The sequence below is a fragment of the Halomonas sp. IOP_6 genome (assembly GCF_021151565.1).
In the GTDB taxonomy this organism is placed as follows: Bacteria; Pseudomonadota; Gammaproteobacteria; order Pseudomonadales; family Halomonadaceae; genus Vreelandella; species Vreelandella alkaliphila.
Genome location: NZ_JAIRBO010000004.1, coordinates 433,096 through 446,405, shown reverse-complemented (window position 1 = coordinate 446,405; position 13,310 = coordinate 433,096). Strand labels below are relative to the sequence as shown.

At 56.6% G+C, this 13,310-nt stretch carries 13 protein-coding genes; 11 read left to right on the top strand and 2 right to left on the bottom strand.

What is annotated here, in order from left to right; genetic code table 11:
• Positions 1-198 precede the first annotated feature (198 nt).
• Together paaY and paaN are read right to left on the bottom strand one after the other, a co-directional pair.
• Positions 199-798, bottom strand: coding sequence for a phenylacetic acid degradation protein PaaY (gene paaY, locus K7H08_RS10450; protein WP_231657874.1), 600 nt, complete (start codon positions 796-798; stop codon positions 199-201).
• 11 nt (positions 799-809) lie between these two features.
• Positions 810-2,486 (bottom strand): phenylacetic acid degradation protein PaaN, encoded by a 1,677-nt coding sequence (gene paaN, locus K7H08_RS10445; RefSeq protein WP_231657873.1) that lies wholly within the window; start codon positions 2,484-2,486, stop codon positions 810-812.
• 368 nt (positions 2,487-2,854) lie between these two features.
• Between paaN and paaF the strand changes: the two genes are divergently transcribed.
• The 11 genes from paaF (at position 2,855) to paaE (ending at position 13,299) form a co-directional block, all read left to right on the top strand.
• Complete coding sequence (gene paaF, locus K7H08_RS10440; RefSeq protein ID WP_038479077.1) at positions 2,855-3,628, top strand: 2,3-dehydroadipyl-CoA hydratase PaaF; 774 nt, start codon at positions 2,855-2,857, stop codon at positions 3,626-3,628.
• 16 nt (positions 3,629-3,644) lie between these two features.
• Entirely contained in the window at positions 3,645-4,436 is a 792-nt protein-coding gene (gene paaG, locus K7H08_RS10435; RefSeq protein WP_009723071.1) for a 2-(1,2-epoxy-1,2-dihydrophenyl)acetyl-CoA isomerase PaaG, read from the top strand.
• A 1-nt stretch (position 4,437) separates the two neighbouring features.
• Positions 4,438-5,973, top strand: coding sequence for a 3-hydroxyacyl-CoA dehydrogenase PaaH (gene paaH, locus K7H08_RS10430; RefSeq protein ID WP_231657872.1), 1,536 nt, complete (start codon positions 4,438-4,440; stop codon positions 5,971-5,973).
• On the top strand, positions 5,966-6,448 hold the full coding sequence (gene paaI, locus K7H08_RS10425) for a hydroxyphenylacetyl-CoA thioesterase PaaI (protein WP_231657871.1): 483 nt from the start codon (positions 5,966-5,968) through the stop codon (positions 6,446-6,448). Before paaH ends, paaI begins: the two co-directional genes overlap by 8 nt.
• Positions 6,445-7,650, top strand: coding sequence for a 3-oxoadipyl-CoA thiolase (gene pcaF / locus K7H08_RS10420; protein ID WP_231657870.1), 1,206 nt, complete (start codon positions 6,445-6,447; stop codon positions 7,648-7,650). The genes paaI and pcaF overlap by 4 nt, the downstream gene beginning before the upstream one ends.
• A 95-nt stretch (positions 7,651-7,745) precedes the next feature.
• Positions 7,746-9,059, top strand: a complete 1,314-nt coding sequence (gene paaK / locus K7H08_RS10415) for a phenylacetate--CoA ligase PaaK (RefSeq protein ID WP_231657869.1) — start codon at positions 7,746-7,748, stop codon at positions 9,057-9,059.
• A gap of 306 nt (positions 9,060-9,365) precedes the next feature.
• Positions 9,366-10,352, top strand: a complete 987-nt coding sequence (gene paaA / locus K7H08_RS10410; RefSeq protein ID WP_038479094.1) for a 1,2-phenylacetyl-CoA epoxidase subunit PaaA — start codon at positions 9,366-9,368, stop codon at positions 10,350-10,352.
• A 99-nt stretch (positions 10,353-10,451) separates the two neighbouring features.
• Positions 10,452-10,733, top strand: a complete 282-nt coding sequence (paaB, locus tag K7H08_RS10405) for a 1,2-phenylacetyl-CoA epoxidase subunit PaaB (protein WP_009723077.1) — start codon at positions 10,452-10,454, stop codon at positions 10,731-10,733.
• Between the two features lie 11 nt (positions 10,734-10,744).
• The gene (gene paaC / locus K7H08_RS10400) at positions 10,745-11,569 is read left to right on the top strand and encodes a 1,2-phenylacetyl-CoA epoxidase subunit PaaC (protein WP_198348882.1); all 825 of its coding nucleotides are present in this window, start codon (positions 10,745-10,747) and stop codon (positions 11,567-11,569) included.
• The gene (paaD, locus tag K7H08_RS10395) at positions 11,553-12,197 is read left to right on the top strand and encodes a 1,2-phenylacetyl-CoA epoxidase subunit PaaD (RefSeq protein WP_231657868.1); all 645 of its coding nucleotides are present in this window, start codon (positions 11,553-11,555) and stop codon (positions 12,195-12,197) included. The genes paaC and paaD overlap by 17 nt, the downstream gene beginning before the upstream one ends.
• A 19-nt stretch (positions 12,198-12,216) precedes the next feature.
• Positions 12,217-13,299 carry a 1,2-phenylacetyl-CoA epoxidase subunit PaaE gene (gene paaE, locus K7H08_RS10390; RefSeq protein WP_231657867.1) on the top strand — a complete coding sequence of 361 codons (1,083 nt, stop codon included), beginning with the start codon at positions 12,217-12,219 and terminating at the stop codon, positions 13,297-13,299.
• The last annotated feature ends 11 nt before the right edge of the window (positions 13,300-13,310 follow it).

The following is a 13,310-nucleotide window of genomic DNA, read 5'->3' as shown; positions in this document are numbered from 1 at the left end:
CTTCAAATTTGATCATCATTGACCGTGACGGCACCCGGAGTTTCGGTCGACTCAGGTTTGAGACTTGGCGCTCAGGAAGGAAGGGGGGGAGGATGGGGCGACTACAAAGACCACTTGAGGCTACCAACCTGTGGTTGGGTGGGGGATGGCTCGCCAGGGGGCGCGGTGGTAGCGAGCCATACTATAAGTATCGCCTCGCTACGCTATGCTCTGCTGCTTAGGTTGTGTATCACCGGCTAGCAAGGTTGGCCGGTCAGCATCGAGCTCTGCCAGCGGTTCACAAGGTTCCAAGCTGTCACGGCAACGGGTCACTAAACGCTGATACTCTTGAGTACCCTGCTGCTTCCAAGCAAACTCCTCATCACTCAGCGGTCGTTTAACCTTTGCAGGAGCCCCCATCACCAGCGACTGTGGCTCACACTCGAAGCCTGCCTTGACGAATGCTGCTGCCGCAACAATAGAGCGCTCAGCAATATGAGCACCGTCCATCACCACGGCGTTCATACCCACCATGGCATCACGCCCAATTACACAGCCATGCAAAACCGCACCGTGGCCGATATGGCCATCTTTTTCCACTTTAGTGACGCAGCCAGGAAAACCGTGCATGACACAGGTATCTTGAAGGTTTGCACCCTCTTCCAGCACTAGGCGTCCGAAGTCACCGCGCATCACCGCGCCGGGGCCAACGTAACAATTGGGGCCAACAATCACATCCCCGATGAGCACCGCGGTCGGGTGGACATAAGCGGTCGGGTCCACCACTGGCGTCACCCCTTCAAGTCGATAGTAAGGCATCACGTTCTCCGTTAGTTCGGTTGGCCGTGGCGACGGCTTTGCACCACCACAAAGCGACTGGCAACAAAGGATTGATTACATAGCGAGGCATTAGCTGCCGGATTACCGCCTGTGGCGTGAAAATCACTGAAAGCAGCCGACTGGTTGACGAATATCCCCCCATCCAGGTTCAACGAAAGCGGCGTCGCCACTTCCATCGCCAGCTCTTCGAACTGCTCGGCCACTGCCTCATCAGTCGTATAGCCACCTAGGGTTATCGCGCCCTTTTCCCGGATCACGTCACGGGCCAGTTCAATGCTATGCGCGGTGTTCTCAGTCGCGATAACAAAGCTGATGGGGCCGAAGCGTTCCTCACCATAGGTAGCCTTCTGTGCTGCATCTACCTTGAGGATAAGCGGCGTGTGAATGCGGGCGTCAGAGTATTGGGCGTGTTTTCGTGACTCGCTATCCAGGACTATTTCGCCCAAGCCACGGCACGCATCAATCCGTGCTTGCGTGTCTACTGACTGCAGGGCACCTAACACCGTGCAGGCGCGGTCATTGTCACTCAGAAATGCCTGTACAGCCTTCGCAAGCGCTGCCGCCACGTCGTCAAAACTCAAATGGCCATCCGCTGTTTCAATACCGTTTTTGGGTACATAAATAGCCTGAGGGGTCGTGCACATCTGCCCGGAATAAAGGCTCAGCGAGAAGGCAAGATTCGCCGTGACCGCTTTAAGGTTATCCACGCTGTCGATAATGACCGTGTTGACACCGGCTTTCTCAGCAAACACCTGAGCCTGAGTGGCGTTATCTATTAGCCAATCGCCAAAGGTATTGGAGCCAGTGAAATCGATCAGCTTTACCGCAGGGTCAAGCGCCAGCGTTTTCGTCAGCGGCGCATCGACAGTGTCGGGTACCAGGCTAACCAGACAAGGGTCAAAGCCAGCTTCCTCCAGTACCTGTTGAACAACCCGTGCGGTCATCGCCACAGGCAAAATAGCGCCAGGATGCGGCTTAAGAATGACGGGGTTGCCCGTCGCCAGACTGGCAAACAAGCCAGGATAAGTATTCCAGGTGGGAAAAGTAGAGCAGGCCACCACCAACGAGATACCACGTGGCACGATGTGAAAACGCTTATCCATGACAATGGGATCATGCTTGCCTTGGGGCTTAACCCACTGTGCGGTAGCAGGAATCTGCGCCATCGCTTGCCAGGCATAGGCCACGGCTTCAAGGCCGCGATCCTGAGCATGCGGCCCACCTGCCTGAAACGCCATCAACGGCCCCTGACCACTAGTATGCATCACCGCCTGGGCGATCTCCGGGCTCATGGCATTAAGGCGCGACAGGACTTCCAAACACACCCCCACGCGCGCTTGCGCCCCAGCATCTCGCCAGTCACGCATTGCTACTTGCATGGCCACTATCAGCTCGTCGGGGCTTGGCTGGTTATAAGTAATGCCGAGTTCAAAACCATAAGGTGAGACTTCGCCGCCCACGTGGTGAGTGCTGCCAACACTATTCAGCGTAAATGGTTGATTAAGCAGTGACTCAAATCTCGATGGTGCCGCTTTAACGGCATCTTCGGGGTATTTGCGCATACTTTCTGGGTAGGGCGTCCAAAAATTACGGCTAGAGATGGCGCCGACAGCCTGGTCAAGAATGTCACGGTGAAGGTCAAACATCTGCTGCGCTGATTGCGTCATGGGGCGCTCCTGCACTCACTTATTTTTTTGATACGTTATAAGAACAAAGACTATCTTTCCCGTAACAAAACATCAAACGCTTTCCCTGGCACCGCTTGCTTAAGAATTAGCCCACCACGATCAATAAACTCGATATATACGGGCTAAAGATCACTTTTCGGGCCAACTTTCCACCTTTCATACCATGGTCTAATAACTATCACTTACTCGCTATAAATACATACAAGTCATTGTTAACAAGACATAAATTATCAAAAACACCAACAAGTGACACACTAAAAACAGTCAAACAATATTGATGTGTATCAAAATAAACCTATACTCGGCAGATATTCATCCTGTGCGCCACAGGCCGAACTGAGGTAACAATGCCCACTACTCTAAAAATAACTCCGCCCCTGGAAGGCGTTTTATGCATCACGCTGAATCGCCCTGAAGCACTGAATGCGCTGAATACCCAGCTGCTTGGCGAACTCGCCGACACCCTGAACAGCGCCGATAGTGACGACAACGTTCGCGCCGTGGTGATCACCGGAAGTGCGAAAGCATTCGCCGCCGGTGCGGATATTAATGAAATGGCTGAACGTGACCTAGTCGGCATGCTGGAAGATCCTCGCCAGCACCACTGGGCCACCATTACGCGTTTCCGCAAACCAATCATTGCTGCCGTTAACGGCTACGCCTTGGGCGGTGGCTGTGAGCTAGCCATGCATGCCGACATCATTATTGCCGGTGAAAGTGCCCTGTTCGGCCAGCCTGAAATCAATCTGGGCATCATGCCCGGTGCTGGTGGTACCCAGCGTCTGCTTAGAGCGGTGGGTAAATCACTGGCTACCCAGATGGTGCTGACTGGCGAGCCAATTTCCGCTCGCCGCGCCCTTGAAGCAGGCCTGATTAGCGAGATTACCCAGCCCGAATTAACCCTTGAGCGCGCCATGGCCATTGCAACGCGCATTGCCGCCAAGGCACCGCTGGCCGTGCGCTTAGCAAGGGAGTCGTTACACAAGGCGATGGATACCGACCTAGCCACTGGCCTGCGCTTTGAACGCCATGCGTTCACCTTATTGGCGGGCACCGCCGACCGCGAAGAGGGCATTCGCGCCTTCCAAGAAAAACGACCTGCCACTTTTCAAGGGCACTGACACAAGGATATTACCCATGAGCCAAGCGCCCCTGCTGTACACCGTGGAAGATGGCGTTGCCTGTATTACGCTAAACCGCCCCGACAGCCTGAACAGCTTCAATACAGAGATGCATGCCGAGATGCGCAAGGCGCTAAAAGCCGTGCGCCAGGACTCAAGCGTTCGCGCTTTGTTATTGACCGGTAACGGCCGCGGCTTCTGCGCTGGCCAGGATCTTTCCGACCGCAGCGTTGCGCCCGGCGAACAAGCCCCCGACCTCGGCGAGTCGCTTGAAAAACGCTACAACCCTATGTTGCGCGCTCTTAAAGACATGCCGTTCCCAACCATTTGTGCGGTGAATGGTGTGGCGGCAGGAGCCGGTGCCAACATCGCCCTGGCCTGCGACATCGTATTGGCTGCTCGTTCGGCAAGCTTCATTCAGGCCTTCTGCAAGATTGGATTAATTCCCGACTCTGGCGGCACCTGGACACTGCCTAATCTGGTGGGTATGGCGCGTGCCAAGGGTCTAGCAATGCTTGGCGACAAGCTGCCCGCCGAGACTGCCGAACAGTGGGGCATGATCTGGCGCTGCGTCGATGATGAGGCGCTTCAGGAAGAAGCCATGAACATGGCTCGCCACTTGGCCACTCAACCAACGCGCGGCTTGGCGCTTATCAAACGTGCCCTGCACGCCAGCAGCGATAACAGTTTCAACGAGCAGCTCGACCTGGAACGCGACCTGCAGCGCCTTGCCGGACGCACGGAAGATTACCGCGAAGGCGTCAGCGCTTTTATCGAGAAACGTCGCCCCACCTTCAAGGGAGAGTGATATGCCAGCCCTTCCCACGTCTGCCGTTATTGGTGTGATTGGCGCAGGTGCCATGGGTGCCGGCATTGCTCAGGTTGCCGCCCAGGCTGGCCACTCGGTCATTCTGCATGACAATCAACCCGGCGCTGCCAAAGCGGGCATTGATAACATTCGCCGTCAGCTGGAAAAGCGTGTTGCCAAGGGTAAGATGATCCAAGGGGATGTGGATAACATTATTGCTCGCCTACAGCCTGCCGATGCTATCGATGCCTTGGCCGACAGTCATTTGGTTATCGAAGCTATTGTCGAAAACCTTGAGATCAAACGTCAGGTGTTCGCCCAGCTAGAAGCTTTGTGTTCGCCGGACACCTTGCTCGCCAGCAACACTTCGTCACTATCGATCACTTCTATTGCTGCGAATCTTGAGCGTCCTGAGCGCATGGCGGGGCTGCACTTCTTTAACCCCGCACCGGTCATGAAACTGGTGGAAGTGGTGTCTGGCCTAGCCACCACCACCGAGGTTGCCGACACCCTTTATGACACCGCCGTTGCCTGGGGCAAGGTCGCGGTGCACGCCAGCTCCACTCCTGGGTTCATTGTTAATCGCGTGGCACGGCCATTTTATGCCGAAGGCCTACGCCTGCTGCAGGAAGGTGCCAGCGATGCCGCCACTATCGATGCATTGCTGCGTCAAGCTGGTGGGTTCCGCATGGGGCCTTTCGAGCTGATGGATCTGATCGGTCATGACGTTAACTACGCGGTGACCCGCTCGGTGTTTGACGCTTACTACGGCGATACTCGTTTCGAGCCCTCCTTAGTACAGCAAGCGTTGGTGGAAGCCGGGCGCCTGGGACGTAAGTCTGGCAAGGGCTTCTTTGACTACGCTGAAAGCGCTGCTAAGCCACAGCCTACCTTTGCAGCACCAGCAAACGCGGAATTGCCAGCACTTGTCGTACAGGGCGACCCTGGTGTGATCGCGCCACTGCTGGAACGCGCTCAAGAAGCTGGGCTCGACGTGGTGTACCGCGAATCGCTACAGCAAGACGGTTCCCCTCGCCTATACCTAGGCGACCTGGTACTGGCCCTCAGCGACGGTCGTTGCGCCGCTGAACGTGCGGTCAATGAAGGGCTCGATGCTCTGGTACTGTTCGATCTATGCCTGGACTACCGCAACGCTAGCGCCATCGCGCTTGCTGCCAGTCACACGGCATCGCCCGAGGCCCGCCAACTAGCAACGGCATTCTTCCAGCACATGGGAATGGACGTGGCCTGGCTAACCGACACCCCGGGACTGGTGGTACTGCGCACCGTAGCCATGCTCGCCAATGAAGCTGCCGATGCCGTACTGCAGGGTGTCTGCAGTGCCAAGGATGGCGACCTGGCCATGCAGGCTGGCGTCAACTATCCCCGCGGCCCCTTGGCCTGGGTAGATTCACTGGGCCTGCCCTTCGTTCACCGCACCCTTATGCATCTACAGCAGAGTTACGGCGAAGAGCGTTATCGCAGCTCGTTCCTGCTGCGTCGCAACGCCCTGAGCGAGGAAAGCTTTCATGAGTGATTCCCAACTGACCCCACAGCAGCTGGCGGAAGCCTGTGCCGAGGCAATGTTTGCCCGTGACCATGCCAGCCAAGGGTTGGGCATGCGCATTACCCGTGTCGCCCCCGGCTTTGCAGAACTGACCATGACCGTGCGCCAGGATATGGTGCAGGGTCACGGCAACTGCCATGGCGGGTTTCTGTTTGCCCTGGCCGATTCCGCCTTTGCGTTTGCCTGCAACAGCTACGATGAGGCCACGGTAGCCTCAGGCTGCAGCATCGACTATCTCGGCCCTGGCCAGCTAGGTGACGAACTGACCGCCACCGCCGAAGAGCGCAGCCGCCGTGGGCGCACCGGCATTTATGACATCACGCTGCGCAATCAGCACGGCGATACCGTTGCCTTGTTCCGCGGGCGTTCCTACAAAATTCGCGGCAGCGTACGCCGCTTGGAAGATACTGACGCAGAAAATACTGCTGCTGGAGATACCCAATGAAAGACGCGCTGATTATTGATGCCATTCGCACCCCAATAGGTCGCTACGGCGGCGCGCTTTCGGGTATGCGTGCCGATGACCTGGGGGCCATTCCCATGCGCACCCTGATGGAACGCAATCCAGGCGTCGATTGGTCGCTGATTGACGATATCTTTTACGGCTGCGCCAACCAGGCGGGTGAAGATAACCGTAACGTGGCGCGCATGTCCGCGCTGCTGGCCGGGCTGCCGGTCGAGGTGCCCGGCACCACCATTAACCGGCTTTGCGGGTCTGGTATGGATGCAATAGGCAATGCCGCCCGCACAATTAAGACCGGCGAAGCAGGGTTGATGATCGCCGGAGGGGTGGAGTCGATGTCCCGGGCACCCTTCGTGATGGGCAAGGCCGAACAAGCCTTCTCACGCCAAGCCGATATTTTCGACACCACCATCGGCTGGCGCTTTATCAATCGCGCCATGAAAGCTCAGTTTGGCGTGGACTCAATGCCCGAAACCGCTGAAAACGTGGCTGAACAATTTGGCATTTCCCGGGAAGACCAGGACGCCTTCGCCCTGCGCAGCCAGCAGCGTACCGCCGCCGCTATCGAGGCTGGCCGCTTGGCCGAAGAGATTGTTCCGGTCGAAATACCCCGCCGCAAACAAGACCCGCTGGTGGTGGATACCGATGAGCACCCGCGCGCCAATACGACCGCAGAGCAGCTCGCCAAGCTTCCCACGCCCTTCCGCGACGGCGGCAGCGTGACAGCGGGTAATGCTTCTGGGGTTAACGATGGCGCCTGTGCGCTACTGATGGCATCTGCCGAGCAGGCTGAACGTTTCGGACTCAAGGCTCGCGCTCGTGTGGTAGGCATGGCCACCGCTGGCGTGGAGCCGCGCATTATGGGGTTCGGCCCCTCTCCCGCTACCCGCAAGGTGCTCACCCAGACCGGGCTGACCCTCGACCAAATGGACGTTATCGAACTCAATGAAGCCTTTGCTGCTCAAGCCTTGGCGGTCATGCGTGATTTGGGCCTGAGCGATGATGCCGAACACGTCAACCCCAACGGAGGAGCCATTGCACTTGGCCATCCGCTGGGCATGAGCGGCGCTCGGTTGGTCACCACGGCACTGCATGAGCTCGAACGTCGGCAAGGACGCTTTGCACTATGCACCATGTGTATCGGTGTCGGACAGGGCATTGCTCTGATCATCGAGCGCTTATAGGCCCATTATTCAAACCATTAATCAAATCGTTACCCTAACCATGGCTCGCTCATAAAACGTTAGCCCAATAACAATTTGCTTGACCGGAGACCCTGATGAATCAGCCCGCTACGCGTATCGACACTGCGACTCTCGACCCCTTGGAAACCGCCAGCGTCGACGAGCTGCGCGCCACTCAGGTCAAGCGCCTGAAGTGGAGCCTGAAGCACGCTTACGACAATGTGCCGTTCTACCGTCAGTCTTTCGACAAGGCTGGGGTACATCCCGACGATATCCACACGCTGGCAGATCTCGCCAAACTGCCGTTCACCACCAAGGCTGATTTGCGCGACAACTACCCATTTGGCATGTTGGCCACCCCGATGAGCGAGATCGTTCGCATCCATGCCTCCAGCGGCACCACCGGACAACCGACGGTGGTGGGCTACACCCAGAAGGACATTGATGTGTGGTCCGATGTGGTGGCGCGCTCGATCCGTGCCGCTGGCGGCAGCCGCAACGACAAAGTACATGTGGCGTATGGCTACGGCCTGTTCACCGGCGGACTGGGCGCGCATTACGGTGCCGAGCGCCTGGGCTGCGCGGTCATCCCCATGTCGGGCGGCCAGACTGAGAAACAGGTTCAGTTAATTCGTGATTTCCAGCCGGACATCATCATGGTCACCCCCTCGTATATGCTCAACATCGCAGACGAGATGGAGCGACAAGGGATCGACCCGCGCACACTGCCCCTGCGCACTGGCATTTTCGGTGCCGAACCCTGGACCGATAGCATGCGCACGGCCTTAGAGCAGCGCCTGGGCATTGACGCCCTCGATATTTACGGCCTCTCTGAAGTAATGGGGCCCGGCGTGGGCATGGAGTGCCTGGAAACCAAAGATGGCCCGACCATCTGGGAAGATCATTTCTACCCCGAGATCATCGACCCAATCAGCGGTGACGTCCTGCCAGACGGCGAATACGGCGAGTTGGTGTTCACCACCCTAACCAAAGAAGGCCTGCCGGTGATTCGCTACCGCACCCGCGACCTGACCCGCTTACTGCCGGGCACCGCCCGCCCCATGCGCCGCATCGACAAAATCACTGGTCGCAGCGACGACATGCTGATCATCCGCGGCGTGAATGTGTTCCCCACTCAGATCGAAGAGCAACTGCTCAAGATTGCGACGCTTTCGCCCCACTACGAGATCGAAGTCAGCCGCCAAGGCAATATGGATATGGTGCTTGTGCGGGTCGAGGCGAGCCATCATGACATCGCCCGCGATCCAGTAGCCTGTGAGCAAGCAGCAAAACAGCTTCAGCATGCCATTAAGACGTACATTGGCATTAGCACCCAGGTTGAAGTGTGTCAGGTAGAGAGCGTGATGCGTTCGCTGGGTAAGGCCAGACGCGTCAAGGACCTTCGCTGATTCACTCCTTAGCGCCTTAACCGGTTGGTTTAGCCATACACTGAGACGTTAGAACGACGCCCTTGCAGGCAACCCTGCAAGGGCCTTTTTATACCCACATAGCCAATTTTGATAATAAAAAACTCCACATTAAGAATCACTTATGCTCAGCCACTTTTCCTTTATAAACCAACCACACTGGCTTTATCCGTAATCATAAAGTCTTAAAGTGACACATAAAAATAGTTATTGATAAAATATTTTGTGTCACTATACTTTAAGCAAGATAAGTCAACCCCCTGATAGTCCGACGCCGCGGAGGTCTCTATGTACGCGCAGCTCGTTGAAACCGGTTCTAAAAAACTTAAAACGCTTGATGAGATGGGTCCTGAGGAACGCCAGTTCCAGGAGCGCATCAATGATGAAATCAAAATAGAACCTAAGAATTGGATGCCGGACGCCTATCGCAAGACGTTGATCCGTCAGATCTCGCAACACGCACACTCCGAGATCGTCGGTATGCTGCCGGAAGGTAACTGGCTGACACGTGCGCCGACCCTTAAGCGCAAGCTGCAGCTAATGGCCAAGATTCAGGATGAGGCGGGTCATGGCCTGTACCTCTATAGCGCCATGGAAACTCTGGGTGCCGACCGCGACGAAGAGATCGACAAGCTTCACGATGGCCGCGCCAAGTACTCCAGTATCTTCAACTACCCAACGCTAAACTGGGCTGACATGGGCACCATCGGCTGGCTGGTCGACGGCGCAGCCATCGTCAATCAGGTACCGCTACAGCGCACCTCTTACGGCCCCTACGCGCGCGCCATGATTCGCGTGTGCAAGGAAGAGAGCTTTCATCAGCGCCAGGGTTATCAAATTCTGTTGACCATGATGCAAGAGGGCACTGACGACCAGAAAGCCATGGTGCAGGACTCCATCAACCGTTTCTGGTGGCCATCGCTAATGATGTTCGGGCCATCCGACGAAAACTCACCCAACAGTGCTCAGTCGATGGCCTGGAAGATCAAACGCCACAGCAACGATGAGTTGCGCCAGCGCTTCCTCGACCAAACCGTACCGCAGCTAGAGCTGCTGGGCTGCACCGCTCCCGACCCGGATCTCAAATATAACCAAGAGACCGGCCACTACGAGTTCGGTGAAATCGACTGGCAGGAATTTTTCGACGTCGTGAAAGGCAACGGCCCCTGCAACCGCGAGCGCATTGAAGCACGTCGTAGCGCCATTGATAACGGTGCCTGGGTGCGTGAAGCCGCCGTGGCTTATGCCGCCAAGCGTCAACGCCGAGCAGCCTAAGCTGGCAACGTCTTATTTTTAAAACCCGACTTTTAAAACACTATTTTTTAGAACAATAGGGAGTCTCGCGAGACTCCTATGACCACTGAGGCATCTCTCATGGCTGACTGGCCCCTCTTCGAAGTTTTTATACGCAGCAAGCACGGCCTTAACCACAAGCACGTCGGCAGCGTACACGCCGCTGATCGCAGCATGGCAATCGAAAATGCCCGCGAGCTTTACACCCGTCGTAATGAAGGAGTGAGCATCTGGGTGGTTCCGGCCAGCGAAATCACTGCGTCTTCTCCTGATGAGAAAGAGCCGCTGTTTGACCCGTCTAACGATAAGGTCTATCGCCACGCATCCTTCTACAAACTGCCGAAAGAAGTCGGCCACATGTAAGGGAGGCTGTGATGCAAAACATGGCACTGAAAAACACTGCTCTGAAAAACATGGCTCAAAAAACACAAGCACCGCTGACCGATTACCTGCTACGCCTTGGCGACAACGCCTTGGTGCTTGGCCAGCGGCACGCACAGCTGTGTGGCAAAGCTCCAGCGTTGGAAGAAGAGCTGGCCTTAATGAATGTAGGGCTCGACCTCTTCGGACAGGCACGCAACTGGCTTGGCTATGCGGCTGAACTGATGGTTGCTGACCTGGTAACTGACAATATCGATGCCGATCATCTGGCCTTTCGCCGCGATGCCCAGGACTTTCGTAATCTGTTGATCACCGAGCAGCCCAACGGTGACTTTGCAGACACCATAGGACGTCAGTTCCTGTTCGATGCTTGGCACGTTCATCTACTTGATGGCTTGGCTGGGTCCAGCGACCCGCGAATTGCCGAAGTGGCTGCTAAATCGCTTAAAGAAGCAACGTACCACCTTCGCCGCTCCTCTGAATGGGTGATTCGCCTGGGCGATGGCACCGAAGAAAGCCACACGCGTATGCAGCGCGCGCTCGACAACCTTTGGCAGTTCACCGGCGAGCTATTGCAGGTCGACGAGATTGATCAGGCCATGATAGAGGCCGGCATCGCGCCTGATCCTGAAACCATTGCCGCTCGCTGGAAAGCAACGGTGGAAGAGGTGCTTGAGGAAGCCACGCTTGAGCGACCTTCCTACGACGCCTGGATGTATACCGGCGGCAAAGTCGGCCATCACACCGAGCACCTGGGCTTTCTGTTGGCGGAAATGCAATACCTGCCGAGGGCATATCCCGATGCGACCGTCTGGTAACCCACCGCCTGCGCCTGTCAGTGATGGACCTATCGATAACAGACCTATCGATAACAGGCCTACCGATGACTGGCCTACCGATGACTGGCCTTCAAGTGACTTGATCGGCAGCGACCGTCGCGGGCTGCCACCCGCTGGTGAAAAAGGCGATATCGACGCCGTGCTGGCGGTTTTAGAGCAAGTGCCAGACCCAGAAGTGCCGGTGGTCAGCGTGGTTGAACTGGGAATTGTGCGCGATATCGACTGGGTGGACGATCGGCTGGCGGTCAATGTGACCCCCACCTACTCCGGCTGCCCGGCGACGGAAGTTATCGAACAGCATATTCATGAAGCGTTGGTGGCCGCTGGTTACTCAGACCCGCTGATTCAGCGCCGCCTGTCACCTGCCTGGACCACCGATTGGTTGACCAACGCCGGGCGCGAAAAATTGCGCGCTTACGGCATCGCGCCGCCGGTAGGGAGCGCCAGCAAGCGCAGCCTGACGGGCCAGTCTGACCCGGTAGTGCCCTGCCCTTTATGTGGCAGCAACACAACCGAACGCGTCAGCGAATTCGGCTCTACGGCTTGCAAGGCGCTCTATCGCTGCCGCGATTGCCTGGAGCCTTTCGACTATTTCAAGTGTCTGTAAAACGACGAGACCATTTCCCATGAGCCGATTTCACGCCCTGACCGTCAAGGATGTACGCAAGGAAACCCATGATGCCGTTTCCATTGCTTTCGATATTCCCGACGATCTGCTGGACGCCTTTCGCTTTACCCAAGGCCAGTACCTGACACTGCGCCGCGACATCGACGGTGAGGATGTCCGCCGCTCATATTCAATCTGCACCGGCGTCCACGAACACGAGCTAAGAGTCGCCGTCAAGCTAGTCCCAGGTGGTAGCTTCTCCACCTTTGCCAACCAGCAATTGCAGCCTGGGGAGCAATTGGAAGTGATGCCACCACAGGGCAAGTTCTTCGTGCCTCTCGACCCCAGTCGTGAAGGGCACTATCTGGCGGTGACCGCAGGCAGTGGCGTCACCCCCATCATGTCGATTGTTTCCACTACGTTGGAAAGCGAGCCGAAAAGTCGTTTTACCGTGATTTATGGCAACCGCTCTACCACGGGCACGCTGTTTCGCGAACGTCTGCAGGATCTCAAGGATCGTTATCTCGAACGCCTTAATATCATTTACGTGTTCAGCCGCGAGCAGCAGGAAATCGATCTTTACAACGGTCGTATCGATGCCGATAAGTGCAATGCCCTGTTTGACCGTTGGGTAGACGTACCCAAGCTCGATGCTGCGTTTATCTGTGGCCCGCAAGAGATGACCGAGATCGTGCGTGATGTCCTGACCCAACATGGAATGCCAAAGGAGAAGGTGCACTTCGAGCTGTTCACCACTGGGCTGCCGACAGCGGGCGCCAAGCGCCACCAGGCAGCCAGAGCTGGTCAACTTGAGGCTGAAACTTCGCATATCAAGGTGATTATCGACGGCCGCACCATCGAATATAACCTGTCCCGCAATACCCAAAACATTTTGGACGCGGGTAACGAGCACGGCGCCGACCTGCCGTTCTCATGCAAGGCGGGCGTGTGTTCCACCTGCAAATCAAAAGTCATCGAAGGTGAGGTGGAAATGGACGCCAATTACGCCTTGGAAGATTACGAAATAGATGCCGGCTACGTACTGTCCTGCCAGTGCTATCCGATCAGTGACAAAGTGGTGCTCGATTTTGACGAGGTATAACCCCTAGTCCA

Coding starts and splice junctions, on each gene's coding strand:
- paaB (WP_009723077.1), top strand. CDS start 10,452: ATGGCTGACTGGCCCCTCTTCGAAGTTTTTATACGCAGCAAGCACGGC.
- paaN (WP_231657873.1), bottom strand. CDS start 2,486: ATGACGCAATCAGCGCAGCAGATGTTTGACCTTCACCGTGACATTCTT.
- paaE (WP_231657867.1), top strand. CDS start 12,217: ATGAGCCGATTTCACGCCCTGACCGTCAAGGATGTACGCAAGGAAACC.
- paaK (WP_231657869.1), top strand. CDS start 7,746: ATGAATCAGCCCGCTACGCGTATCGACACTGCGACTCTCGACCCCTTG.
- paaG (WP_009723071.1), top strand. CDS start 3,645: ATGAGCCAAGCGCCCCTGCTGTACACCGTGGAAGATGGCGTTGCCTGT.
- paaH (WP_231657872.1), top strand. CDS start 4,438: ATGCCAGCCCTTCCCACGTCTGCCGTTATTGGTGTGATTGGCGCAGGT.
- paaY (WP_231657874.1), bottom strand. CDS start 798: ATGCCTTACTATCGACTTGAAGGGGTGACGCCAGTGGTGGACCCGACC.
- paaA (WP_038479094.1), top strand. CDS start 9,366: ATGTACGCGCAGCTCGTTGAAACCGGTTCTAAAAAACTTAAAACGCTT.
- paaI (WP_231657871.1), top strand. CDS start 5,966: ATGAGTGATTCCCAACTGACCCCACAGCAGCTGGCGGAAGCCTGTGCC.
- pcaF (WP_231657870.1), top strand. CDS start 6,445: ATGAAAGACGCGCTGATTATTGATGCCATTCGCACCCCAATAGGTCGC.
- paaD (WP_231657868.1), top strand. CDS start 11,553: ATGCGACCGTCTGGTAACCCACCGCCTGCGCCTGTCAGTGATGGACCT.
- paaC (WP_198348882.1), top strand. CDS start 10,745: ATGCAAAACATGGCACTGAAAAACACTGCTCTGAAAAACATGGCTCAA.
- paaF (WP_038479077.1), top strand. CDS start 2,855: ATGCCCACTACTCTAAAAATAACTCCGCCCCTGGAAGGCGTTTTATGC.